Origin of the sequence: Bradyrhizobium sp. URHD0069 (assembly GCF_000701345.1) — a bacterium.
In the GTDB taxonomy this organism is placed as follows: Bacteria; Pseudomonadota; Alphaproteobacteria; order Rhizobiales; family Xanthobacteraceae; genus Bradyrhizobium.
Window position 1 is genome coordinate 46,029 of the sequence record NZ_JNIJ01000032.1, and the last position, 23,063, is coordinate 69,091.

A 23,063-nucleotide genomic window follows, 5' to 3' on the forward strand; every position below is an offset into this window, starting at 1 on the left:
GGCGTGTGGGTCCCGGCGTTCGCCGGGACGACGCTTACGAAAGCGCCACGTTCACCGACGACTCCGCGAGCTCCGCGTTGAAGCAGCGCTGATAGAATTCAGCGACCAGCGGCCGTTCCAGTTCGTCGCACTTGTTGAGGAAGGTGACGCGGAACGCAAAGCCGATGTCGCCGAAGATCTCGGCGTTCTCCGCCCAGGTGATCACCGTGCGCGGGCTCATCACCGTCGACAAGTCGCCATTGGCAAACGCGTTGCGGGTGAGATCGGCGAGCCGCACCATCTTGTTGACGATGTCGCGGCCTTCTTGCGTGCGATAATGGTGCGCCTTGGCGAGCACGATCTCGACTTCCTCGTCATGGGCGAGATAGTTCAGCGTGGTGACGATCGACCAGCGGTCCATCTGACCCTGGTTGATCTGCTGGGTGCCGTGATAGAGCCCGGAGGTATCGCCGAGGCCGACCGTGTTGGCGGTGGAGAACAGCCGGAACGCCGGATGCGGCTTGATCACCTTGTTCTGGTCGAGCAGCGTCAGGCGGCCGGAAACCTCCAGCACACGCTGGATCACGAACATCACATCAGGTCGGCCGGCGTCGTATTCGTCGAACACCAACGCGATATTGTGCTGCAGCGCCCAGGGCAGAATGCCGTCGCGGAATTCCGTGACCTGCTTGCCGTCCCTGACGACGATGGAATCCTTTCCCACCAGATCGATGCGGCTGATGTGGCTGTCGAGATTGACGCGCACGCACGGCCAGTTCAGCCGCGCCGCAACCTGCTCGATGTGGGTCGACTTGCCGGTGCCGTGATAGCCCGTGACCATGACGCGGCGGTTCTTGGCGAAGCCGGCGAGAATGGCGAGCGTGGTGGCGCGATCGAACCGGTAATCCGCATCGACATCGGGCACGTGCGGATCGACCCCGGAATAGGCCGGAACCTCGAGGTCGCTGTCGATACCGAATACCTGCCGGACCGACACCTTCATATCCGGCAAACCGGCGGGCACTCCGGCAGGATCTTGCACTTTGGTCATGGCGGCGGTCGTCATCAATCCTCCGAGGTCTCGGGCGGCTCCCGAAACCAGATTTGCGATATGGCTGCGGATGGGGGCTTAAGCGAACCTATCAGAGAGCACCGGCTGGCAGAAGCCCGCCGCCCAATCAAAGTTCCACTGCGTTATCATCAAGATAGGCACTGGCCGCGGTTTTTGGAAGGCTGCCCTGCGAATCATGCCGTACTTTCGCCCGCTCCATCTGGCGCGCCCCCGATTCCCTGCGGCTTCGACGCTACTTTCCAGCCTCGTCAGTAGCTATGTTAGGTCCGGTCTGCACCAGACAGCAATGCCAGCACGGGAATTTTGTGGCCTCTTTCCTCGATCCATTGATTGCATTCGTCTCGGCACATGCGTGGCTCGGCTATCTCGTGCTATTTCTCGCCGCCTTGCTGGAAGCCGTTCCGGTCGTAGGCGCGGTGATTCCCGGCTCGACAATCATCCTTGCGCTGAGCGCGCTGGTGCCCGGCGGCGATTTGCGGCTTGAATGGGTGCTGGCGGCGGCGAGCGCCGGCGCGCTGCTCGGCGACGGATCGGCGTTCTGGATCGGACATCGCGCCCAGCGCGAAATCCTCAGCACCTGGCCGCTGGCAAATTACCCACGCCTGATCGCGCAGAGCGAAGCGTTCTTCAATCGCTGGGGCGCGCTGGCGGTATTCTTTGGGCGTTTCGTGCCGCCCATTCGTGCCTTTGTGCCGGTTACGGCAGGCGCGCTCGGGATGCCGCCGCCGCGCTTCTACGCCGTTAACATCCCGGCGATCCTGCTGTGGGCGCCGGCGCATGTGCTGCCGGGGGTTCTTGCGATAACCGCTCTGCACCAATACGCCGGGATTCCGCACCATACCGGGGTCGGCAAGCATTACTGGATGCTGTCAGTGATCGGGGGCGCGTTGATTGTCACGCTGGCGACCTGGGCGATCCGCCGCAGGCGCGGCAGAAGCACGATCGAGTCCGCGGCGAAGCCGGTTCGTAAGAATGACTGATAGCTCTTTCCACCGTCGTCCGGCCGATGCCGGGAAGAAGACGTGAGGGACTTCAGCTCGCGCCGCGCACCACGGTCTTGAGATAGTTATACGCCTTGATGATCTCGATCAGGCGGTCTTCGGTGGAGCGGTCGCCACCATTGGCGTCGGGATGATGCTGCTTCACCAGCGCCTTGTACTTCGCCTTGACGTCCTCAAGCGTCGCCTCCACACTGAGCCCCATCACCTGCAGCGCCTTGCGCTCGGCGTTGAACACTTTCCGGGTTTCGACCTTGGCTTCGGCACCCGGGCCTGGGCGCCAGCGGCCGCGGCCATTGAGTTCGCTGAACATGCTGAATGGATCGGAGGCGCCTTCCAGGTCGGCCTCGGGGCTGCCCTTGCCTCTCTTGGCGCTGGTATTGGCGCCCATCTTCCAGGTCGGACGATGGCCGGTCAGCGCATCCTTCTGGTAACGCGCCACGGCATCCGCATTCATGCCGGAGAAGAAATTGTAGGACTGGTTGTATTCGCGGACGTGATTGATGCAGAAGTGCCAGTACTCCTTGTCGTTGGTCCGGCCCTTGGGCGCGCGGTGCGGCCCCTTGTTCTTGCAGTCCGGCCATTCGCACATCGCGGAGGCTTCGCGCGCCTGCGCCTGCTGCTTCGCGCTCAGCTTGTTGGGCTTGATGCGAATGGAATCGAAGAATTTTGATGAATCAATCGGCATAGCTGACTATGACAACGCAATGCGAAAAGCTTCAAGTCTTGACATTGCGAATACCTCACTCTCGATGCGCCATTGACGAATGGCCGACCACGGACGTATTGCCGCCGCCATGAACACCAGAGACATTATCACAAACAAGTTGCGTGAAGCTTTCGCTCCCGAAAGCCTCGACGTGTCAGATGAATCACATCTGCATGAGGGCCATGCCGGCCACAGGCCGGGCGGCGAAACGCATTTCAGGGTCTATATCGTATCGCCGGCATTCCAGGGGAAGAGCCGGATCGAACGCCACCGCATGATTAATGCAACTCTCGCCGGGGAACTCGCCGGCTCGGTGCACGCGCTGGCGATCAAGGCGCATGCCCCCGGGGAAGCTGGCTGAGTTTCCCACCCCGTTTTGGCCGTCATGCCCTGCGCAAGCGGGGGAATCCGATAATCCCAGGGTTCACGGCCGGAGCGCAGACCGCACAGGGTACCGGATCGTCCGCTGCAGCCGGTCATCGGCACGCATTCACGCGACCCGTTGGCGCACGATGACGACCTGGACACTGCAGCATTTCAAAACGCGGTGCCGGCCCGCTTCGGCTTTGTCTCCTCGAACTCGGCCTCGCGCGGCACCGCGACGATCCGCAGCGCGGTGATCCGGTTGCGCTCGCGGCGCAGCACGCGAAACCGGAAGCCGTGGAACGTGAAGCTCTGACCGCGTTCCGGAATCGAGCGCGCTTCGTGAATCACGAGGCCGGCGACCGTGGTCGCTTCTTCATCGGGAAGGTGCCAGTTCATCGCGCGATTGAGGTCGCGGATCGGCACCGAGCCGTCGACCACCACCGAGCCGTCGGGCTGCGTGCGGACGCCGGCCACCACCACGTCGTGCTCGTCGGAAATGTCGCCGACGATCTCTTCCAGAATGTCCTCCAGCGTCACCATGCCTTCGACTTCGCCGTATTCGTCGACCACCAGCGCGAAGTGGGTCTTGCGGCGGCGGAAGGCTTTCAGCTGTTCGGAAACCGGGCGCATCTCCGGCACGAACCATGGCGGCAGCGCGATAGCCGAGACATCGATTCTCGATGTATCGCCTTCGGCGGCGCGAATCGCGCGCAGCAGATCCTTGGCGTGCAGCACGCCGATGATGTTTTCGGGCTTATCGCGCCAGAGCGGGATCCTTGTGTATTCGGTCGCCAGCACCTCGCTCACCAGCTCTTCCGGCGGAAGATCGGCGTTCAGCATCACCATCTCGGTGCGATGAACCATCACGTCGGAAACCTGCAACTCGCCAAAGCGGAATACGTTCTGGATGTATTCCGCCTCGCCCTCTTCCATCTCGCCATGCTCGGCCGATACCTCCACCAGCCCCCTGATCTCGAGATCGGTCAGGATTTCCTGTTGCGAGTTCTCCCTGACGCCGAGCCCCCGCAGGATCGCGCGGGACGCTGCATTGAGCATCCAGTTCAATGGGTAAAAGAGAAGGAAGGAGACATAGAGAGGATATGCGATCCATTGCGAGACGGGCACCGGTTCCCGGATTGCCAGGGTCTTCGGTACTTGTTCTCCGATAACAATATGCAGCGAGGAGAACACAAGGAAACCGACCAAGAACGATGTGAAATGAAGGGCCGAGTCAGACATCCCGAGCGGGGTCAAAACCGGCTTCAGTAGCGCCGAAACTGTCGGTTCGCCAACCCAACCGAGGCCGAGCGAGGCCATAGTGATGCCCAGCTGGCAACACGCGAGATACGCTTCAATGTTCCCGAGCATTTGCTGCAGGCGGCGCGCGCCGAAGCGATTCTGCTGCGCCATCGCGTTGATGCGAAAGCCCCTGCTCTTCACCAGCGCGAACTCCGCGGCAACGTAGAATGCGTTAGCGGCGAGGAGGAAGATTGCAATCAGCAGATTGACGATGGTCTCGGTCATTGCGGTCCCATGGTGGCCAGAGTCAGTTCGGTCGCGCTGAAACCCGATCCGTGCGCCAATTTCTATGCTGGAGCTTCGTCCTTTGCGGAAAGCCTACATCCGCTTTTCCTGATGCTCCGGGGTTCGGGGCGCCGACAAGAAAGCCGAGACCGGCAGGCATGCTGCGACGATGACGAAGCTCAACCAATCCATGGCGTTTCAATCAATCCGGGTACGATCAGCTGAAGTTCAAGGTTTATGCGCAAGTCTTTCGGCCAGAAAATCGCGAACCAGCGAAGGCTCGACATCGTTAGCAATCACGGCGCGTCCGACTGCCTCAAGCAGGATGAAGGTGAGGCGGCCGCGCTTGACCTTCTTGTCCTGTGCCATCAGCGCCATCAATGCGTCGGCATCCGCAAGCCCCTCTTGCGCAAATCCTGCGATATCCTGCAAATGGGTCGGCAGACCGACCTCGGCAAGATGGTGTCGAACCCGCGCCGCGTCGGATTGTGCGATCATCCCGAGCTGCGCTGAAAATTCCGCCGCCAGCACCATGCCGACCGCAACACCTTCACCATGGAACAGGCGGTCGGAAAACCCGGTCGCGGCCTCCAGCGCGTGGCCGAAGGTATGACCGAGATTGAGCAGCGCACGCTCCCCGGTCTCGCGCTCGTCGCGCGCCACGATCGCCGCCTTGGCGCGGCAAGAAGTCGCGATGGCGTGTTCGCGGCCGGCGCCGCCTGAGAAAATGTCGGCGTGGTTGGCCTCGAGCCAGGCGAAGAACGCTTCGTCGCCGAGCACGCCATACTTGGCGACTTCGGCGTAACCGGCGCGAAACTGCCGCGGCGACAACGTGTCGAGCACCGCGGTGTCGGCAACCACCAGAAGGGGCTGGTGAAACGCGCCGAGCAGATTTTTTCCTTGCGGCGAATTGATTCCGGTCTTGCCGCCGACGGACGAATCCACCTGCGCCAACAGTGAGGTCGGCACCTGCACGAAATCGACGCCGCGGCGCAGGATCGCCGCCGCGAAGCCCGCGAGGTCGCCGACCACGCCGCCGCCGAGCGCGACCACCAGATCGTTGCGCTCGATCTTCGCCGCGATCAGCGCTTCGCTGACCTGCTCCAAACCATCATAGGTTTTCGAGCCCTCGCCTTCATCGACGACGATGCGCGATGTGGCAATGCCGGCCTGCGCCAGCGAGGCCTCGGTTTTCTCCAGCCAATGCCTTGCGACGTTGCGATCGGTAACGATGGCGGTGCGCGCGCCGGGCCGCAATGCGGCGACGCGGGCGCCCAGCGATTGCAGCACATCGCGGCCGATGACGATGTCATAGGCGCGCTCGCCGAGCGCAACATCGACAATGACCGGATCAGAATGTTTCAAGGGCACGGTCATGGTGTTACGCCCACGCTGTCCGACGTTGCATCTGTACTGTTGCCGCACAGCCGGGCGTGCAGGGCGTCGATACACTCATCGACGATCTTTTCGTGCGGCACGTCGCGCGACCAGATCGTAATATCGGCGTGCTGATAGACCGGCTCGCGTTCCGCGATCAGGCGCCCGATGGTCGCGGCGGGATCGGCGGTCTGCAGCAGCGGACGGTCGGCACGGCGCTTCACCCGGCGCATGATGATATCCGCATCCGCCTTGAGCCATATCGAGACCGCCTTGCTCCGGATATTGCCGCGGGTCTCCTCGCGCAGGAAGGCACCGCCACCGGTGGCGAGCACGGCCGGGCCGCTGTCGAGCAGCCGCGCGATCACCCGCGCCTCGCCATCCCTGAAATGTGCCTCGCCATGGGTCTCGAAAATGTCCGGTATCGACATGCCGGCGGCGGCCTCGATCTCGGTATCGGCGTCGAAAAACGGCAGCCGCAGTCGCGAGGACAGCCGCCGCCCGATGGTGGACTTGCCGGCGCCCATCATGCCCACCAGCACGACCGAACGCGTTCCCAGCACGGAGGCGATCGCGGCGTCTCGGGATGTGGCCGGTGAGGCAGTTTCAGTCATCCAAATAGCTCAGTTGCCCGCGGATTGCGGCGTTCCACGCCACCTATACTACCGCCGCCGACATCGTTGCCAGAGACTCTTGCAACGCCGGGGCGAACATGTTGGTAGTCAAGCCCGGCTATCCCCGATGATTTCAATGCTTAATTTGTCGCCTGAGGCTCGCTGATGCCCAGCCTGTTCCGCTTTCTGACGGTCGTCGCGGTCATTGGCGTCATCGTCTATGGCGTGATTTTCGTGCTGGCGAATTTCGTTAACCCGAAGTCGCGGGAAATGATCGTTACCATCCCCGCAGACAAGTTCCTCAAGAAATAGGCGCTAGGGTCGGCGGATGCGCTCCAACACCTCAGATGCCAAACTGATCAACCTGTTCCTCGACATGCTCGCGGCGGAACAAGGCGCCGGCGCCAACACGCTCGACGCCTATCGTCGCGACCTCACGGATTTTTCCGAATTTCTTGCCTCTGCCGGCCGAGGATTTGCCGGCGTCGAAACCCAGGCGCTGCGGGATTATCTCGCCGATCTTGACGCCCGCGGCTTCAAGTCCTCGAGCGTGGCGCGCCGGCTGTCGGCGATGCGGCACCTGTTTCGCTTCCTGCTCAACGAGCGGATTCGCGGCGACGATCCGGCGGCGATCCTGTCGGGGCCGAAGCGCGGCCGCGGCCTGCCGAAGGTGCTGTCGATATCCGATGTCGATCGTCTGCTGACCCGCGCCAAGGCGCTTAGCGAAGCGCCGGAAACATTGAAGCTGCAGCGGCTTCGCGCGATGCGGTTATATTGCCTGCTGGAAGTACTCTACGCGACGGGCTTACGGGTCTCGGAACTGGTGGCGCTGCCGCGCTCGGCGGCGCGGCGCGACGCCCGCATGATCGTGGTGCGCGGCAAGGGCGACAAGGAACGCCTGGTGCCGCTCAACGAGGCCTCACGGCAGGCGATGGCCGACTACATCGCAGCGATAGAGGCGCTCAAGCCCGACGCTCAGAAAAACGCGGCAAGCTCGAAATGGCTGTTTCCCTCGTTCGGCGAGAGCGGACATCTGACGCGGCAGCATTTTGCGCGCGAGTTGAAGGAACTCGCGGCAGCAGCCGGCCTGGCGCCGCGGCTGGTCAGCCCGCACGTGCTGCGCCATGCCTTCGCCAGCCATCTCCTGCACAACGGAGCCGATCTGCGGATTGTGCAGACGCTGCTGGGCCATACCGATATCTCGACCACGCAGATCTACACCCATGTGGTCGAGGAACGCCTGAAAAGCCTGGTACGCGACCTGCACCCGCTGGCTGAAAAGTAAGGAGTTTTGGTGCCGCCTTGACTTCGGCGGCTTCTCACCTGAAAGAGCCTCGTCCCGCCCGCGACCCTTTAGCGTTCAAACGGCCAAACGGTCCGAATGCGCGCTAAATAACTGAAATGGCGTAGCTTCTTCAGCCGAACCGAAATCCGCTTCGCCATAAGGCGTTCGCACCTATATTGATTTGATGCCGGATCACATGCGCTCCTACCTCGATTTCGAAAAACCCGTCGCCGAACTCGAATCTAAAGTCGATGAACTGCGCGCGCTGGCGGCGACCGGCAGCGACATCGGCGATGAGATTTCGCGCATCGAGGAGAAGGCTGCGCAGGCGCTGAGCGAGCTGTATGCCGGCCTGACGCCGTGGCAGAAAACGTTGGTGGCCCGCCATCCGCAGCGGCCGCATTTCAGCGATTTCATCAACGCGCTGATCACTGAGTTCACGCCGCTGGCGGGCGACCGCAAGTTCGGCGAGGACGAGGCGCTGATGGGCGGGTTCGGCCGCTTCCGCGGCGAGAGCATCTGCGTGATCGGCCAGGAAAAGGGCGCCACCACCGAATCCCGCATCAAGCACAATTTCGGCATGGCGCGTCCCGAGGGCTATCGCAAGGCGGTTCGCCTGATGGAGATGGCGGACCGGTTTGGCATTCCCGTGCTGTCAATCGTGGATTCCGCCGGCGCCTATCCGGGCATAGGGGCCGAAGAACGCGGACAGGCCGAAGCGATCGCGCGCTCCACCGACGCTTGTCTATCGCTCGGCGTGCCCAATGTTGCGATCATCACCGGTGAGGGCATGTCCGGCGGTGCCATCGCGATCACCACCGCAAACCGCGTGCTGATGTTCGAGCACGCGATCTACAGCGTGATCTCGCCGGAGGCGGCGTCCTCGATCCTGTGGCGTGACGGCACCAAGGCCCAGGAAGCCGCCACCAGCATGAAAATCACGGCGCAGGATATGCTGCGTTTTGGGGTGATCGATTTCATTCTGAGGGAGCCTTCCGGCGGCGCGCATCGCGATTCCGCTGCCATGATCGCGACGACCGGCGATGCCATCGCGCAAGCCCTGGACGACCTGCGCAATCTCGATCCCGATGCGGTTCGCAAGCAGCGGCGGCAGAAATTCCTCGATATCGGCCGAAAGCTGGGTTGAATCTGCATTTTTGCGGAAAACGACCGCCAAAATGGCAGCCCAACCGTCAACCCCCGACTTTTTCACCAATCCGCCGTTTCGGCCCCAATTAGGCCCCGACACCGTTATTTAACCCCTTTTGGCCATGCCTATCCCGGACGGCGCCGCGATGCCTTGATCGGCTTGCGACCCCGGGGGCCAAAGGGTAGTATTTTAGTCAATGGCTTCAGGGCATGAACGCTATGATCGGGGTGCGAAAATTGCCCGGTGGGTGTGGAGCTTTGCATTGACCTATCGCTCGGTGGTCCGCGCGCTCATCACGTCAGTCGCGCTCGCGGCAGCTGCGCTGTTGGCCGGCTGCAAGGGCGACGATATCTCGCTCGCCAATAACGCCAAGGCCAACCAGCCCGTCCCGGTGAAACTCGTCGCCGACATGACGGTCAAGGACATGGACCTGCAATCGCCGATCCTGGTCCGGCTGTTCAAGCAGGAAGCCGAACTCGAGGTCTGGAAGCAGGACCGCGCCGGCCGCTTTGCGCTCTTGAAAACCTATCCGATTTGCCGCTGGTCGGGGGATCTCGGACCCAAGGTCCGCGAGGGCGACCGCCAGGCCCCGGAGGGCTTTTATTCGATCTCGCCGGCGCAGATGAACCCGCAATCGGCCTATTATCTCTCCTTCAACACCGGCTATCCGAACGCCTTCGATAAGGCCCTGGGACGCACCGGCTCGCAGCTGATGGTGCACGGCGACTGCTCGTCGCGCGGCTGCTACGCCATGACCGATGAGCAGATCGCGGAAATCTATTCGCTTGGGCGGGAATCTTTTTTTGGCGGCCAGCGCGCCTTCCAGCTGCAGGCCTATCCGTTCCGGATGACGCCGGTGAACATGGCCAAGCATCGCAACAACCCGAACATGCCGTTCTGGAAAATGATCAAGGAAGGCTACGATCATTTCGAGGTGACGCGGCACGAGCCGAAGGTCGATTTCTGCGAGAAGAAATACGTGTTCGATGCCGCGAAGCCGCCGGACGCCAAGCGCGATCTGGTGTTCGACGCCTCAGCCAAATGCCCCGCTTACGTCGTCCCGGATGAAATCGCCGACGCGGTGCGCGAAAAGCAGCAACAGGATCAGGCCGAGACCGCCAAGCTGATTGCAAAGGGAACGCCGGTCGCCCGCATGAACACCGGCATCGATGGCGGCATGAACAGGGTGTTCGCCGCCAAACTGCCGGAAGGCAGCACCGGACTGTCGGAAGGCGGCGAAGGTCAGGGCCTGTCGCTGGCCTCTCTCTCCCGCGCGCCCGGCACCATTCCATCCCACGTCAATCCGCCGCGAGGGCCCGTTACGTCCCCGCAAGAGCCGCTTGTGGCCTCGATGACGCCGGCTGAAACACCCGCTCCCGCGACGCGGGTCGCGTCCGCCGCGCCGAACGCGCAGTCCGACGGACTGTTCAGCAGCCTCGCCCGCAAGATGGGGTTTGGCGGCTCGGCCGACACCACCGCGAGCGCGCAGCCCGGCCCGGCGAAGCCGAAAGTGATCGAGGCCAAGCGGAACGAGCCGCCGCGCCCCGAGGCCTCGACGTCGAAGGCCGCCGCGGCGACCCCGAAGGCTGCGGATAGCAAGCCGGAAACCAAACAGGCGGCCGCCCGCCTGCCGCTGAATCCATCGCCCTCCGATACGGCAGCTGCTTCGCCGGCGAAGGACGGCCAGGTCGCCGGCTCACAGCCGATCATGCAGGCCCACTCGTTCGAGAGCCGCTTCTCGGCGGTGAAGTAAGCGCAACGCAGGGGACCTTACGGTCGGCAAAGCGAAGCGTGCCCACCAATCAGGTTGATATTGTCATCGAACAAATGATGGGCAAGGCGCAAAGAGCGCCTTTGCCCGCCCTACTGCCTTTTCAACGCTACAGCGCGCTCGCTTCGCTCAGCCAACCCTACGAAGCTGCCCCGCTCCGCTCACGCATATTTGCCGTGGCAGTGCTTGTACTTCTTGCCTGAGCCGCAGGGACAGTCTTCGTTGCGGCCGACCTTGCCCCAGCTCGCCGGATTCTTGGGATCGCGGTGGGCGGTGGCGGCCGGCACCAGCGAGGCATTGGCGAACGCCAGCGCGTCCTCGCCGGTATTCGGATCGAACTTGTGGGCCTCCATGGCCGGCAGTACCGGCTGCTGATCCTCCGGCGGGATGATTTCGACGCGCATCAGCTGCGCGGTCACCGCTTCGCGCAGATGCGCGATCATCGCCTCGAACAGGCTGAAGGCTTCCGACTTGTATTCTTGCAGCGGATCGCGCTGGCCGTAGCCGCGCAGGCCGATCACCTGGCGCAGATGATCGAGCATGATCAGATGCTCGCGCCACAGATGATCCAGCGTCTGCAGCAGGATGGTCTTTTCGACGTAACGCATCACGTCGGGACCCCACTGCGCTACCTTGGCCGCCATGTGCTCATCGACGCGCTGCTCGATGCGCGACAGCAATTCCTCGTCGGCGATGCCCTCTTCCTTGGCCCACTCATCGACCGGCAGGTCGATGTCGAGCACGCGCTTCAATTCTTCCTTCAGGCCCGCGACGTCCCACTGCTCGGCATAGGCGTGTTCCGGCACGTGCTTGGTCACGACATCTTCGACGAAGGCGCGGCGCATGTCGGCCACCGTCTCGGCGACGCTTTCGTCCTTCATCAGATCGACGCGCTGGTCGAAGATCACCTTGCGCTGATCGTTCTGGACGTTGTCGTATTTCAACAGATTCTTGCGGATGTCGAAGTTGCGAGCCTCGACTTTCTGCTGCGCCTTCTCCAGCGCCTTGTTGATCCAGGGATGGATGATGGCCTCGCCTTCCTTCAGCCCGAGCCGCGTCAGCATGCTATCGAGCCGGTCCGACCCGAAAATCCGCATCAAATCGTCTTCCAGCGACAGGAAGAATTTCGAGCGTCCGGGATCGCCCTGGCGTCCGGAGCGGCCGCGCAGCTGGTTGTCGATACGCCGCGATTCGTGCCGTTCCGATCCGATGATATAGAGCCCGCCCGGCTTGGTCGCGGTCTTTGCCAGCCTGTCACCCTTCGCAGGCTCGAGCTCGACGACATCTTCCGCCTTGAGCACGATCTCGCGGAAGCGATCGAGGTCGGCCTTGATCTGCTCGATCTTGGCGGCCTTCGCGGCCTCGTCGGTAATCCCGGCAGTTTCGTGCATGATCCGCATTTCGAGCGAGCCGCCGAGCTTGATGTCGGTGCCGCGTCCCGCCATGTTGGTCGCAATGGTGATCGCGCCGGGCACGCCGGCTTCCGCCACGATATAGGCTTCCTGCTCGTGGAAGCGCGCGTTCAATACTGCGAACAGTTTTGCCGGTTTGCCCGCACGCGCCGCGGCGTAAAGCTTCTCCATCGCGTTTTCGTTGCCGAAATCGATTTGCTTGTAGCCGTGCTTTTTCAGGTAGTCGGCCAAGACTTCGGATTTCTCGATCGACGCGGTGCCGACCAGCACCGGCTGCAGCCGCGCATTGGCGCGCTCCACCTCGGCCAGGATCGCGGCATATTTCTCGGTCTGGGTGCGATAGACCTCGTCGTCTTCATCGAGCCGCGCCACCGCCACGTTGGTCGGGATTTCCACAACCTCCAGCTTGTAGATATCGAACAGTTCGTCGGCTTCGGTCGCGGCGGTGCCGGTCATGCCGGAGAGCTTTTCGTACATCCGGAAATAATTCTGGAACGTGATCGAGGCCAGCGTCTGGTTTTCCGGCTGCACCGGCTGATGCTCTTTGGCTTCCAGCGCCTGGTGCAGGCCTTCCGAATAGCGTCGACCCGGCATCATGCGGCCGGTGAATTCGTCGATGATGATCACTTCGCCGCCGCGGACGATGTAGTCCTTGTCGCGCTGGAACAGCGTGTGCGCGCGCAGCGCCTGATTGATGTGGTGAACGACCGAGACGTTCTCGACGTCGTAGAGTGAATCGCCCTTGAGCTGACCGGCGTCGCGCAACAGCGTTTCGATCTTTTCCATACCGGCTTCGGTCAGTGTCACCGTGCGCTGCTTCTCGTCGACTTCGTAGTCGGTCTTGTCGAGCTTCGGAAAGAACGTGTCGATGGTGTTGTAGAATTCCGAGCGATCGTCGAGCGGTCCGGAGATGATCAGCGGCGTGCGCGCCTCGTCGATCAGGATCGAGTCGACCTCGTCGACGATGGCGTAGGAGTGGCCGCGCTGGACCATGTCCTCCAGCCGGTACTTCATGTTGTCGCGCAAATAGTCGAAGCCGTATTCGTTGTTGGTGCCGTAGGTGATGTCGCGGGAATAGGCTTGCTTGCGCTCGGCATCGTCGAGGCCATGGACGATCACACCGACGGTGAGGCCGAGAAAGTTGTAGATCTGCCCCATCCATTCGGAGTCGCGCCGGGCGAGGTAATCGTTGACGGTGACGACGTGGACGCCCTTGCCGGCCAGCGCGTTGAGGTAGACCGCAAGCGTCGCAACCAGCGTCTTGCCTTCACCGGTCTTCATCTCGGCGATGTCGCCCTCGTGCAGCACCATGCCGCCGATCAGCTGCACGTCAAAATGCCGCTGGCCGAGGGTGCGCTTGGCGGCCTCGCGCACGGTGGCGAAGGCTGGAATCAGAATGTCGTCGAGTGTCTTGCCGTCGGCGACTTGTTTGCGGAATTCGGCGGTACGCGCTTTCAGCGCTTCGTCCGACAGCGCGGCGACTTCCGGCTCTAGCGCGTTGATGGCGTCGATGCGGGATTGATATCCCTTGATCCGCCGATCATTGGCGGAGCCGAAAAACTTGCGGGCGAGCGCGCCGATCATGCCAAATTCCTGTTTCTGCGGTTCGGCGTTGCAGCCGTGAAATGGTCTACCCGGTTGCCTATCAACTCATCGTGACGCGTCGCGGCACTGGCCCCGATTTGGGGAGCATCCGCCAAATGAGTGGGAATTCAGCAATCCAGGGTTCAATGGCCAAAAACGCAGCCAATACGCGCTATCACCATTGACCCGGATTGGCAGAGATATGGCTGGGCCAGAGGCTTGTCAACGGCGCGAAGCTGTCAAGGATTTCATCATTTTGACACCCTTTTCGCGTTGCCAAGGCCACATGATTGGGCGAGTGTCCGGCCGCCCCAAACAGCCCCATCTTTGGATAAGGATTTTCCATGACCACCTCGTTCCCGGAAACGAAAACCGGCCTGCGCCTTGGCCTCGCCTCCGCCGCCGTGACGGGCTGTCTCGCGGTCGCTCTGCTCGCCGCTCCCTCGCTGCGCGCCCAAGACGCTAACCCCGTGCTGGCCAAGGTTAACGGCGCGGAGATCCGCCAGAGCGACGTCACACTCGCCGAGGAGGAGCTCGGCCCCAGCCTCGCGCAGATGGATCCGGCGACCAAGAAGGAAAACGTGTTGGCGTTCCTGATCGACATGAAGATCGTCGCCAAGGCCGCCGAGGACAAGAAAATCGAAAACAACGAGGACTTCAAAAAGCGGCTGGCATTTACCCGCAACCGGCTATTGATGGACAGCCTGCTGGCGACCGAAGGGAAGGCCGCGACCACCGACGACGCCATGAAGAAGGTCTATGAGGAGGCATCCAAGCAGATTACCGGCGAACAGGAAGTTCACGCCCGCCATATCCTGGTCGAGACCGAGGCCGAGGCCAAGGCGATCGAGGACGAACTCAAGAAGGGCGCCGATTTTGCCGAGCTCGCCAAGAAGAAATCCAAGGATCCGGGCGCGTCGGATGGCGGCGATCTCGGTTTCTTCACCAAGGACCAGATGGTGCCGGAATTCTCGGCTGTCGCCTTCGCGCTGGAGCCCGGCAAGATTTCCGATCCCGTGAAGTCGCAGTTCGGCTGGCACATCATCAAGGTCGAGGAAAAGCGCAACCGCAAGGCCCCGGAATTCGAGCAGGTCAAGGGACAGATCGAGACCTATGTGACACGCAAAGCGCAGGCGGACTACGTGGCGAAGCTGCGCGAAGTCGCGAAGGTCGAGCGCATGGACAAGCCGGAAGACACGGCAAAGACCGAAGCCAAGCCGGAAGCCGCGAAGCCCGCTGAATCCAAGATGGCGCCTGCCAAGAAGTAAGACTGCGTCGTCCCGGCGAACGCCGGGACCCATACGGCACGCCTCGCGTTTGAGCGGTGTGGCAGATACCTGCTACTATCAACGATGCCGGTGGCTATGGGTCCCCGCTTTCGCGGGGACGACCCATGGGTGGTGATTACGTCGCGCCCCCTCTCCCGTCCTGACGATTGAGGTGATAGAGAGCGCTTCCTTTGCCTCGAAGCCGGAAGCATCCATGTCCACCGCCGTTTCCCCGCTCGCCCCGACCGATGTCCCCGACATGCCCATGATTTCGGGCGTGAAGCTCGCCGCGGCGGCTGCGGGCATCCGCTATCAGGGCCGCACCGACGTGCTGCTCGCGGTGATGGACAAGGGGACCACGGTCGCCGGCGTCTTCACTCAATCGAAGTGCCCGTCCGCGCCGGTGGAGTGGTGCCGCGCCAAGCTGAAACGCGGTCGGGCCCGCGCGCTGGTGGTGAATTCCGGCAACGCCAATGCCTTCACCGGCAAGACCGGGCGCCAGGCAACCGCGCTGACCGCGTCGATTGCCGCCAAGGCGCTCGCGTGCAGCCCAAACGAGGTGTTTCTCGCTTCCACCGGGGTCATCGGCGAACCGCTCGACGCCACCAAATTCAACGGCGTGCTGGGTGCGCTGGCGGAGCGCGCCGCGCCGGGTGAATGGATGGGTGCAGCCAAAGCCATCATGACCACCGACACTTTTTCCAAGGTCGCGACATCAACGGTGAAGCTCGGCAAGGCAAAAGTCACGATCAATGGCATGGCCAAGGGCGCCGGAATGATCGCGCCCGACATGGCGACCATGCTGGCGTTCGTGTTCACCGATGCGCCGATCGCGGCGGGCGCGCTGCAGTCGCTGCTCAAAAGCGGCGTCGAAGATACCTTCAATGCCGTCACCATCGACGGCGACACGTCTACATCAGATACGTTGCTCGCCTTCGCCACCGGCGCGGCGGCCGCCAACGGCGCGCCGAAAATCAGCCGTGCCAGCGATCCGCGCCTGAAGGCCTTCACCAAAGCATTCCGCGCCGTGCTCGCCGACCTCGCCGAGCAGGTGGCGCGGGACGGCGAAGGCGCGCGCAAGCTGGTCGAGATCATCGTCGACGGCGCGACGTCGAAAGCATCGGCGCGCAGGATCGCGATGTCGGTGGCGAATTCGCCGCTGGTGAAGACCGCGATCGCCGGCGAGGACGCCAATTGGGGCCGCGTGGTGATGGCGGTCGGCAAGGCCGGTGAGCCCGCCAACCGCGACAAGCTCGCGATCTCGTTCAACGGCATCCGCGTCGCCAGCCGTGGCGCGCGCGATCCGTCCTATGACGAGGCGGAAGTCTCGGCGGCGATGAAGAATCCGAAGATCCAGATCAAGATCGCGCTGGGCCTGGGCAAGGGCCGCGACCGCGTGCTGACCTGCGATCTCACCAAGGAATACGTCGCGATCAACGGCGACTACCGGTCGTGAAACTCACCCTCGTGGTCGCCTGCGCGCTGGTTGACGCCGACAAGCGGGTGCTGATCGCGCAGCGGCCGGATGGCAAACCGCTCGCAGGGTTATGGGAATTTCCCGGCGGCAAAGTCGAGCCTGGCGAGCGGCCGGAACAGACGCTGATCCGCGAACTGCATGAGGAAATCGGCATCACCGTGAGCGAGGCCTGCCTCGCGCCGCTCACCTTTGCGAGCCACGCATACGATGATTTTCATCTGTTGATGCCGCTCTACATCTGCCGGCGCTGGGACGGCGAGGTGATCGCGCGCGAAGCCCAGAGGCTGGCCTGGGTTCGTGCCAACAAATTACGCGACTACCCGATGCCGGCGGCGGACATTCCGTTGATCCCGCATTTGATTGATTTGTTGTCGTGAGGTAGGGCGCGCGACACCCGCGTGTCGTCATGCGTGGGCTTGACCCGCGCATCCATCCATCTTCGTCAGAATCTTGCCAAACGGATGGATTGCCGGGTCAAGCCCGGCAATGACGACTGATCAACGCATGCCGCCTCCGGACACAATCAGTCGCGCTTCCCCCTCACCGCTTCCGCCAGGCTCGCTTTCGCCGAACCCGGCTTCAGCGGTTGCTGCTGGCTCGCATGCGGCGTCCAGCCGGACAGCCAGATCACGTCGAAGGTGGCGCGGATGCGGCCATCGGGATCGGCAAAGCGTTCGCCGTAGATCTGCGCCATCCGCAGCATGGTGGCGCGGCGAGTCGGTGTTCGCCGCCGCTCCACCAGAATGTTGGTCGCGCCCATGCGCCGCAGATCCTGCATCAGCGCGAATGCGCTGTCGTAGCGCACCACGATGCGATCGACGTCGGTGACCGGCAGTGCGAAGCCCGCGCGCTGCAGTAACGCCCCGACGTCGCGCAGATCGGCAAATGGCGCGACGCGGGGCGAGATCCCGCCTTCGCATTCGGCTTCCGCTGACGCGAATGATTGCCGCAACTCCGTCAATGTGTCGCCACCGATCATCGCCGCCAGCAGCAGTCCGTCGGGTTTCAGCACGCGGCGGATCTGCGCCAGCACGCCGGGCAGATCGTTGACGAACTGAAACGCGAGCGCGGAGAGAACGAGGTCCAGCGATTCCGGCTGAAATGGAAGTGTCTCTTGCTCGAATTTTTCCAGGCCTATGTGGACCAGGGACTTGAAACGATCGCGCGCCGGCTGTCGCAGTACTTCCCCCGGCGTCCCGATGTCCGCGACGTCAGCAAAATTCCGTAAGACCGCGTGCAACCGATCTTCCATGTCTTCGACCACGCGGTCGAGCAGGAAGGTGGCAGGCCCAGAGCGCAACGCGCGCGCCTGCCGCATCCGCAGCAAGGCGCGGTCGAACAGGATGGGCGCGGCGGTATTTTCGCTGCTCTTGGCCATGCCCGGCTTGGTACGCCGATCCCCCAATATCTGGCAATCCAGCGCTCTTGAGCGCCGCACGCGACGTGCGCAAGAACTGCGGACAAAATTCCTAATTCGCTGGAATGAATCCAAATAGACTCTAAAAAGGTACTTTTCAGTACATCGGTTAAGGACTAGATTTTGGGCATGGCCACAGAAAAAGCCGAAACCGACCGGGTTCCGATTACGTTGGCGCTCTCTACCATCACCTACCTGGAAAAGCTGGTGAGACAGGGCACCCACGGCACCAGCGTTCCCGGCGTCGCAAGGACCCTGATCGAGGAAGGCATTCGGCTCGCCATCAAGGACGGGCTGCTTGCGATCCGCGACAATGGCAAGACGCCATAAAGGAAGCGCGGCGGTTCGGACGACAACAAGGCCAGCGGATTCGGAGTCATTACTCGCAGCTTTGGGGCCATCAACATGCTCGCCAACGAACCCACCTGGACTGCCGAACGCGTCGAACTCCTGAAAAGCCGCTTTGAAGCCGGGCTGTCCTGCCGCGAAATTGCCGGCGATATCGGGGTGAGCCGAAACGCCGTGATCGGCAAGCTCTCCCGCCTCAATCTGACGCGCGACGAACCCGGCGATGCACGCCGCCCGGCGCGAAAGGTTGCCGTCAAGGGACACCGCTCGAGAACGGTGCCAAGTCGCCAATATCACCTACGCCGGGCGACGGCCGACGACGGGCCGATCCACAACGGACATTGCTGCTCGTTGCTCGAGTTGAGCGACGAGCGATGCCGCTGGCCGATCAGCACCCCGGGCGCCGCGGATTTCTGTTTTTGCGGCAACACGCCGGTCGAAGGCCTGCCCTACTGCGCGGGCCACAGCCGGCTCGCCTACCGGCCGGGCTCTCACCTGCGCGTCGCACGGAGATGAGTATCCGGGAGCTAACCCCGTAGCTCGGCATATCTGGCAATCCCAGCTTGAGCACTGCGCAAGCCGGCGTTAGCCTCCGCACATGGGCGCCGAGGCATCACCGTCCCGTTCCATCTCCGGCCACTTGCGCGGCGCGCTGAACGCCTGCCGCGGCGCCTGGGTGCATGCCGCGCGGCTTGCGCTTGACATCGCGCTGCCGACGCTCTGCGTCGCCTGCCGCGAACCCGTCGACGGCGAAGGCGTCTGCGCGGAGTGCTGGGCAAAGCTGTCGTTCATCGCCCCGCCGTTTTGCCCCAGGCTCGGCATTCCCTTTGTCTACGATCCCGGTCCCGGGCTGTTGTCGATGGAAGCGATCGCCGATCCGCCGGCCTATGCGCGCGCCCGCGCCGCGGTGCGCTATGATGACGTCGCGCGCACGTTGGTACATGCGCTGAAATACCACGACCGCACCGATTTGGCCCCCGCCATGGGCCGCTGGATGGCGCGGGCCGGACGCGAGCTGCTTGACGACGCTGACGTGCTGGTGCCGGTGCCGCTGCACTGGCGGCGCGGCTGGAGCCGCCGCTACAACCAATCCGGCGCATTGGCGCGTTCGATCGAGCGGCAAAGCGACGTGAAGGTGGTATCGGAAGTGCTCCGGCGCGTCAGGCCGACCCAGCAGCAAATCGGCCTGTCCCGGATGCAGCGCGCGACCAACGTGCAGGGCGCGTTCAAGGTTGCGCCGGACCGGCAGTCCGAGATTCAGGGCCGCCGCGTGGTTCTGATCGATGATGTCCTGACCTCCGGCGCCACCGTCGATGCCTGCGCGCGGGCGCTATTGCGCGCCAAGGCAGCTCACGTCGACGTGCTGGTGTTTGCCCGGGTTGTGGACACCCATAAAGGACCCATATAATCGGGTATCTTCGTACAACAGAGCGCGTCATGACCGCTGCTATCAAAATCTACACCCGCCCGGGCTGCGGCTATTGCAGCGCTGCCAAGTCGTTGCTGATGCGCAAGAAAGCCGCCTTCACCGAATTCGACGTCGCCACTGATCCCGCGCTTCGCCAAGAAATGTGGGATCGCGCCGGCCCGGGCTCGACCTTTCCGCAGATTTTTATCGGCGAGGCCCATGTCGGCGGTTGTGACGAGCTCTACGCGCTCGACCGCGCAGGCAAGCTCGATTCGTTGCTCGCGGGCGAAAAGGCCAATTCATGAGCGCCGACCTCACCTTCACCGCCGCCATGGTGCAGATGCGCACCGGGCTATTGCCCGAGCCAAGTCTTGCGCAGGGAACAAAGCTTATTCGCGAAGCCGCAGCCCAAGGCGCCGAGTATGTGCTTACCCCCGAGGTGAGCAACATGATGCAGCTTAACCGCAAGGCGCTGTTCGAACATCTCGCCGCCGAGGAGGACGACGTTTCGCTGAAAGCCTATCGCGCGCTCGCGGCGGAACTGAAAATCCACCTTCATATCGGCTCGCTGGCGTTGCGCGCTTCGCCCGAGAAAGCCGTCAACCGTTCGTTCCTGATTGGACCGGATGGCGCGGTGATCGCAAGCTACGACAAGATCCATATGTTCGATATCGATCTGCCCGACGGCGAGAGCTACCGCGAATCCGCCAACTATCAGCCGGGCGAATCCGCCGTTATCGCCGACCTGCCGTGGGGCCGCATCGGACTGACGATCTGCTACGATTTGCGCTTTCCGGCGCTGTATCGCGCGCTCGCCGAGAGTGGCGCGTCGTTCCTGACCGTGCCTTCCGCCTTCACGCGAAAGACCGGCGAGGCGCATTGGCACACGCTGCTGCGCGCCCGCGCCATCGAGACCGGCTGCTTCGTGTTCGCCGCAGCGCAAGCAGGCATGCACGAGAACAAGCGCGAGACCTATGGGCATTCGCTGATCATCGACCCCTGGGGTGTCGTGCTCGCCGAAGGCGGCGTCGAGCCCGGCGTTTTCATGGCGAAGATCGACCCCGCCAAGGTCGAGACCGCGCGCAGGGCGGTGCCGTCCCTGCAGCACGGCCGGCGCTTCAGCGTTGCCGATCCCAAGGCCGGCCCCGAACATCTGCATCTGGTGCGGGGATCGGCATGATCCGGTATTCGCTACGCTGCGACCACGGCCATGCGTTCGAAAGCTGGTTTCAATCCTCATCGACCTACGATTCCCAGATCAAGCGCAAGCTGGTGACGTGTCCGGCCTGCGGCTCGGTCAAGGTGGAAAAGGCCATCATGGCCCCGCAGATCGTGAGCAAGAAGGGGCGCGAGAGCGCGGTGCCGGCACCTGCCGCACCTGCGGAAGTCGCCGCACCCGCGTCGACGCCGCTGATGATGGCGCAGGAGCGCGAGCTGCGCGCCAAGCTCAAGGAACTGCGCGATCATATCGTCCAGAACGCCGACAATGTCGGCGAGCGCTTTCCCAACGAGGCCCGCAAGATGCATTACGGCGATATCGAGCATCGCCCGATTTACGGTGAGGCTTCGCCGGACGAAGCGCGCTCTTTGATCGAGGAAGGCGTCGAAGTATCGCCGCTGCCGGTACTGCCGGAGGACCGAAATTAGCGGGAAGCATCCACGTCATCGCGAACCAATCGGTTAAGCGAATGCGCGCCCGATGACAGGCTCCGCGAAGCGATCCATAGACTTCCCGAAGACCGCGGTTGCTTCGTCGCCTCGCCCCTCGCCATGACGGCTCGTGTTTATTCAAAGGACAATGCATGAACCCGGTAACGTTGTCGTCATGGCAACTCTGGGCCGTTTTATCGGCGGTGTTTGCGGCGCTGACCGCGATCTTCGCGAAGGCCGGCGTCGAGGATATCAATCCCGACCTCGCGACCTTCATTCGCACCATCATCGTGCTGATCAGTTTGTCACTGATTCTCTTCACGACCGGCCAATTCACCCGTCCCGGACCGATCTCATCAAAGAGCTGGATCTTTCTGGTGCTTTCCGGGCTCGCCACCGGCGCGTCGTGGCTGTGCTATTTTCGCGCGCTGAAGCTCGGCCCGGCAACGCTGGTGGCGCCGATCGACAAATTCAGTGTCGTGCTGGTGGCGCTGTTCGGCGTCGTGTTTCTCGGTGAGCGGCCCTCGCTCAACGGCTGGCTCGGAATCGCGCTGATCGCCGCGGGTGCCGTGCTCATTGTCATCAAGCGCTAGACCGCCACCAGCAGCGCGACACCGACCACGATCAGCGCGATGCCGGAAAGTTCGCGCGCCGACAGCGACTGCTTGAACGAATAATACGCCACGCCTTGCGCGAACAGCACCTCGACCAGCGCCAGCGTGCGGACATTGGCGGCGGCGGTGAGCGCAAACGCCAAAAACCAGAACTGCGAGGCGAACGCGCCCATGAAGCCCGCGAACATTGAGGGCTTCCACATCCCGAGAATTTTCCTGAGCACATCCGGCGCACGCGCCAGCAGATAGACCGTCAGCACCAGCGTCTGCACGAACAGCCCGAACACCAGCGTGTAGGACGCCGCCGTCACGAACGACACACCCGGCACCGTGATGATCGCGCCGCGAAAACCGACCGCGGACAGCGCGAAGGCCGCCGCGGCGACCAGGCCGATCATGGTCGGCTTCAGTTCGGCGAAGCTTTTTTCTCCTCCCGGCCGCAACGCGGTGATGACCACGCCGATGGTCGCGATCAGGATCGCAATCACCTTCAGCACTGTCAGATGGTCACCGAGGAACACAAAGCCGAACATCGCGGTCTGGATCGCTTCGGTCTTCAGATACGCCGTCGTCACCACGAACGAGCGGTCGTTCATCGCGAGCAGCATCAAGCCGGTGGCGACGATCTGGCTGAGCGCGCCGAGCAGCAGCCACGGCCAGAACGCGGCCGTGGGCCAGGGCAAGGCATCACCGGTCACGGCAATCACCACAGCGAGGAAAATCAGCGAGAACGGAAAGCCGAACAGGAACCGGATATTGGTGGCGCCCCAGGTGCCGAGCGGTCCCGTCAATTGCCGCTGCATGGCGTTGCGCGCCACCTGCCCCAGCGCCGCGACGATGGTGAAGGGAATCCAGAGCGTGGCGAGGGTGAACATGTGTGGGGAATCGGCTGGCGGGTGAGATCGGCGGCACCGTGCCGGGCGCGTCCCAAGCGGTCAACCTAAGTTATTGCATGCGACATCCACCCCATCGTCGTCCCTGCGAACGCAGGGACCCCTACGCCGCGGCCGACGTTCGGGGCACCCAGGCAAAGGCCTTCT

24 protein-coding genes are annotated in these 23,063 nt (G+C 62.9%); 16 read left to right on the top strand and 8 right to left on the bottom strand.

Going from position 1 to position 23,063, the window contains the following annotated elements:
• Positions 1-34: 34 nt before the first annotated feature.
• Positions 35-1,045, bottom strand: a complete 1,011-nt coding sequence (gene cobS, locus N554_RS0119885) for a cobaltochelatase subunit CobS (RefSeq protein WP_029585073.1) — start codon at positions 1,043-1,045, stop codon at positions 35-37.
• Between the two features lie 311 nt (positions 1,046-1,356).
• Between cobS and N554_RS0119890 the strand changes: the two genes are divergently transcribed.
• On the top strand, positions 1,357-2,031 hold the full coding sequence (locus N554_RS0119890) for a DedA family protein (protein ID WP_029585074.1): 675 nt from the start codon (positions 1,357-1,359) through the stop codon (positions 2,029-2,031).
• A 52-nt stretch (positions 2,032-2,083) separates the two neighbouring features.
• On the opposite strand, the gene N554_RS0119895 is transcribed toward N554_RS0119890, so the two are convergent.
• On the bottom strand, positions 2,084-2,737 hold the full coding sequence (locus N554_RS0119895; protein WP_029585075.1) for a J domain-containing protein: 654 nt from the start codon (positions 2,735-2,737) through the stop codon (positions 2,084-2,086).
• A 109-nt stretch (positions 2,738-2,846) separates the two neighbouring features.
• On the opposite strand from N554_RS0119895, the gene N554_RS0119900 reads away from it, so the two are divergent.
• Positions 2,847-3,119 (top strand): BolA family protein, encoded by a 273-nt coding sequence (locus N554_RS0119900; protein WP_029585076.1) that lies wholly within the window; start codon positions 2,847-2,849, stop codon positions 3,117-3,119.
• A gap of 176 nt (positions 3,120-3,295) precedes the next feature.
• Here N554_RS0119900 and N554_RS0119905 read toward each other — a convergent pair whose 3' ends face one another.
• From N554_RS0119905 to N554_RS0119915, 3 genes are all read right to left on the bottom strand, one after another.
• A complete protein-coding gene (locus N554_RS0119905; protein ID WP_029585077.1) occupies positions 3,296-4,648 on the bottom strand; it encodes a hemolysin family protein in 1,353 nt (450 codons plus the stop codon).
• A 228-nt stretch (positions 4,649-4,876) separates the two neighbouring features.
• Positions 4,877-6,025 (bottom strand): 3-dehydroquinate synthase, encoded by a 1,149-nt coding sequence (aroB, locus tag N554_RS0119910; RefSeq protein ID WP_029585078.1) that lies wholly within the window; start codon positions 6,023-6,025, stop codon positions 4,877-4,879.
• Positions 6,022-6,639, bottom strand: a complete 618-nt coding sequence (locus N554_RS0119915) for a shikimate kinase (RefSeq protein ID WP_029585079.1) — start codon at positions 6,637-6,639, stop codon at positions 6,022-6,024. Before N554_RS0119915 ends, aroB begins: the two co-directional genes overlap by 4 nt.
• A 165-nt stretch (positions 6,640-6,804) precedes the next feature.
• On the opposite strand from N554_RS0119915, the gene N554_RS36155 reads away from it, so the two are divergent.
• The 4 genes from N554_RS36155 (at position 6,805) to N554_RS0119935 (ending at position 10,827) form a co-directional block, all read left to right on the top strand.
• On the top strand, positions 6,805-6,951 hold the full coding sequence (locus tag N554_RS36155; RefSeq protein ID WP_036053701.1) for a hypothetical protein: 147 nt from the start codon (positions 6,805-6,807) through the stop codon (positions 6,949-6,951).
• Between the two features lie 16 nt (positions 6,952-6,967).
• Positions 6,968-7,924 (top strand): site-specific tyrosine recombinase XerD, encoded by a 957-nt coding sequence (gene xerD / locus N554_RS0119925; protein WP_029585080.1) that lies wholly within the window; start codon positions 6,968-6,970, stop codon positions 7,922-7,924.
• A 184-nt stretch (positions 7,925-8,108) separates the two neighbouring features.
• Positions 8,109-9,071 (top strand): acetyl-CoA carboxylase carboxyltransferase subunit alpha, encoded by a 963-nt coding sequence (locus N554_RS0119930; protein WP_029585081.1) that lies wholly within the window; start codon positions 8,109-8,111, stop codon positions 9,069-9,071.
• A 265-nt stretch (positions 9,072-9,336) separates the two neighbouring features.
• Complete coding sequence (locus N554_RS0119935) at positions 9,337-10,827, top strand: L,D-transpeptidase family protein (protein ID WP_029585082.1); 1,491 nt, start codon at positions 9,337-9,339, stop codon at positions 10,825-10,827.
• Positions 10,828-11,006: 179 nt separating this feature from the next.
• Here N554_RS0119935 and secA read toward each other — a convergent pair whose 3' ends face one another.
• On the bottom strand, positions 11,007-13,841 hold the full coding sequence (gene secA / locus N554_RS0119940) for a preprotein translocase subunit SecA (RefSeq protein WP_029585083.1): 2,835 nt from the start codon (positions 13,839-13,841) through the stop codon (positions 11,007-11,009).
• 344 nt (positions 13,842-14,185) lie between these two features.
• On the opposite strand from secA, the gene N554_RS0119945 reads away from it, so the two are divergent.
• The 3 genes from N554_RS0119945 to N554_RS0119955 all read left to right on the top strand — a co-directional run bounded on the left by N554_RS0119945 (position 14,186) and on the right by N554_RS0119955 (position 16,963).
• Positions 14,186-15,109 (top strand): peptidylprolyl isomerase, encoded by a 924-nt coding sequence (locus tag N554_RS0119945; RefSeq protein WP_029585084.1) that lies wholly within the window; start codon positions 14,186-14,188, stop codon positions 15,107-15,109.
• A 214-nt stretch (positions 15,110-15,323) separates the two neighbouring features.
• The gene (argJ, locus tag N554_RS0119950; RefSeq protein ID WP_029585085.1) at positions 15,324-16,565 is read left to right on the top strand and encodes a bifunctional glutamate N-acetyltransferase/amino-acid acetyltransferase ArgJ; all 1,242 of its coding nucleotides are present in this window, start codon (positions 15,324-15,326) and stop codon (positions 16,563-16,565) included.
• Complete coding sequence (locus N554_RS0119955; RefSeq protein ID WP_029585086.1) at positions 16,562-16,963, top strand: (deoxy)nucleoside triphosphate pyrophosphohydrolase; 402 nt, start codon at positions 16,562-16,564, stop codon at positions 16,961-16,963. Before argJ ends, N554_RS0119955 begins: the two co-directional genes overlap by 4 nt.
• Positions 16,964-17,109: 146 nt before the next feature.
• On the opposite strand, the gene N554_RS0119960 is transcribed toward N554_RS0119955, so the two are convergent.
• The gene (locus N554_RS0119960) at positions 17,110-17,964 is read right to left on the bottom strand and encodes a methyltransferase domain-containing protein (protein ID WP_029585087.1); all 855 of its coding nucleotides are present in this window, start codon (positions 17,962-17,964) and stop codon (positions 17,110-17,112) included.
• Positions 17,965-18,132: 168 nt separating this feature from the next.
• Here N554_RS0119960 and N554_RS0119965 point away from each other — a divergent pair, with 168 nt between their 5' ends.
• From N554_RS0119965 to N554_RS0119995, 7 genes are all read left to right on the top strand, one after another.
• Positions 18,133-18,333, top strand: a complete 201-nt coding sequence (locus N554_RS0119965; RefSeq protein WP_029585088.1) for a hypothetical protein — start codon at positions 18,133-18,135, stop codon at positions 18,331-18,333.
• A 75-nt stretch (positions 18,334-18,408) separates the two neighbouring features.
• Positions 18,409-18,867, top strand: coding sequence for a GcrA family cell cycle regulator (locus N554_RS0119970; protein ID WP_029585089.1), 459 nt, complete (start codon positions 18,409-18,411; stop codon positions 18,865-18,867).
• Between the two features lie 82 nt (positions 18,868-18,949).
• Entirely contained in the window at positions 18,950-19,759 is an 810-nt protein-coding gene (locus tag N554_RS0119975) for a ComF family protein (protein ID WP_029585090.1), read from the top strand.
• Positions 19,760-19,788: 29 nt separating this feature from the next.
• Complete coding sequence (grxC, locus tag N554_RS0119980; RefSeq protein ID WP_029585091.1) at positions 19,789-20,064, top strand: glutaredoxin 3; 276 nt, start codon at positions 19,789-19,791, stop codon at positions 20,062-20,064.
• Entirely contained in the window at positions 20,061-20,939 is an 879-nt protein-coding gene (locus tag N554_RS0119985; protein ID WP_029585092.1) for a carbon-nitrogen hydrolase family protein, read from the top strand. Before grxC ends, N554_RS0119985 begins: the two co-directional genes overlap by 4 nt.
• The gene (locus tag N554_RS0119990) at positions 20,936-21,406 is read left to right on the top strand and encodes a DUF1178 family protein (RefSeq protein ID WP_029585093.1); all 471 of its coding nucleotides are present in this window, start codon (positions 20,936-20,938) and stop codon (positions 21,404-21,406) included. Before N554_RS0119985 ends, N554_RS0119990 begins: the two co-directional genes overlap by 4 nt.
• A gap of 155 nt (positions 21,407-21,561) precedes the next feature.
• Positions 21,562-22,002, top strand: a complete 441-nt coding sequence (locus N554_RS0119995) for an EamA family transporter (RefSeq protein ID WP_029585094.1) — start codon at positions 21,562-21,564, stop codon at positions 22,000-22,002.
• Here N554_RS0119995 and N554_RS0120000 read toward each other — a convergent pair.
• Positions 21,999-22,898, bottom strand: a complete 900-nt coding sequence (locus tag N554_RS0120000; protein ID WP_029585095.1) for an EamA family transporter — start codon at positions 22,896-22,898, stop codon at positions 21,999-22,001. The two genes, N554_RS0119995 and N554_RS0120000, sit on opposite strands and share 4 nt — an antisense overlap.
• Between the last annotated feature and the right edge of the window lie 165 nt (positions 22,899-23,063).

Coding starts and splice junctions, on each gene's coding strand:
- N554_RS0119985 (WP_029585092.1), top strand. CDS start 20,061: ATGAGCGCCGACCTCACCTTCACCGCCGCCATGGTGCAGATGCGCACC.
- N554_RS0119895 (WP_029585075.1), bottom strand. CDS start 2,737: ATGCCGATTGATTCATCAAAATTCTTCGATTCCATTCGCATCAAGCCC.
- N554_RS0119975 (WP_029585090.1), top strand. CDS start 18,950: ATGGGCGCCGAGGCATCACCGTCCCGTTCCATCTCCGGCCACTTGCGC.
- aroB (WP_029585078.1), bottom strand. CDS start 6,025: ATGACCGTGCCCTTGAAACATTCTGATCCGGTCATTGTCGATGTTGCG.
- secA (WP_029585083.1), bottom strand. CDS start 13,841: ATGATCGGCGCGCTCGCCCGCAAGTTTTTCGGCTCCGCCAATGATCGG.
- N554_RS0119990 (WP_029585093.1), top strand. CDS start 20,936: ATGATCCGGTATTCGCTACGCTGCGACCACGGCCATGCGTTCGAAAGC.
- cobS (WP_029585073.1), bottom strand. CDS start 1,045: ATGACGACCGCCGCCATGACCAAAGTGCAAGATCCTGCCGGAGTGCCC.
- N554_RS0119930 (WP_029585081.1), top strand. CDS start 8,109: ATGCCGGATCACATGCGCTCCTACCTCGATTTCGAAAAACCCGTCGCC.
- N554_RS0119965 (WP_029585088.1), top strand. CDS start 18,133: ATGGCCACAGAAAAAGCCGAAACCGACCGGGTTCCGATTACGTTGGCG.
- N554_RS0119960 (WP_029585087.1), bottom strand. CDS start 17,964: ATGGCCAAGAGCAGCGAAAATACCGCCGCGCCCATCCTGTTCGACCGC.
- grxC (WP_029585091.1), top strand. CDS start 19,789: ATGACCGCTGCTATCAAAATCTACACCCGCCCGGGCTGCGGCTATTGC.
- N554_RS0119970 (WP_029585089.1), top strand. CDS start 18,409: ATGCTCGCCAACGAACCCACCTGGACTGCCGAACGCGTCGAACTCCTG.
- N554_RS0120000 (WP_029585095.1), bottom strand. CDS start 22,898: ATGTTCACCCTCGCCACGCTCTGGATTCCCTTCACCATCGTCGCGGCG.
- argJ (WP_029585085.1), top strand. CDS start 15,324: ATGTCCACCGCCGTTTCCCCGCTCGCCCCGACCGATGTCCCCGACATG.
- N554_RS0119915 (WP_029585079.1), bottom strand. CDS start 6,639: ATGACTGAAACTGCCTCACCGGCCACATCCCGAGACGCCGCGATCGCC.
- N554_RS36155 (WP_036053701.1), top strand. CDS start 6,805: ATGCCCAGCCTGTTCCGCTTTCTGACGGTCGTCGCGGTCATTGGCGTC.
- xerD (WP_029585080.1), top strand. CDS start 6,968: ATGCGCTCCAACACCTCAGATGCCAAACTGATCAACCTGTTCCTCGAC.
- N554_RS0119905 (WP_029585077.1), bottom strand. CDS start 4,648: ATGACCGAGACCATCGTCAATCTGCTGATTGCAATCTTCCTCCTCGCC.
- N554_RS0119945 (WP_029585084.1), top strand. CDS start 14,186: ATGACCACCTCGTTCCCGGAAACGAAAACCGGCCTGCGCCTTGGCCTC.
- N554_RS0119995 (WP_029585094.1), top strand. CDS start 21,562: ATGAACCCGGTAACGTTGTCGTCATGGCAACTCTGGGCCGTTTTATCG.
- N554_RS0119900 (WP_029585076.1), top strand. CDS start 2,847: ATGAACACCAGAGACATTATCACAAACAAGTTGCGTGAAGCTTTCGCT.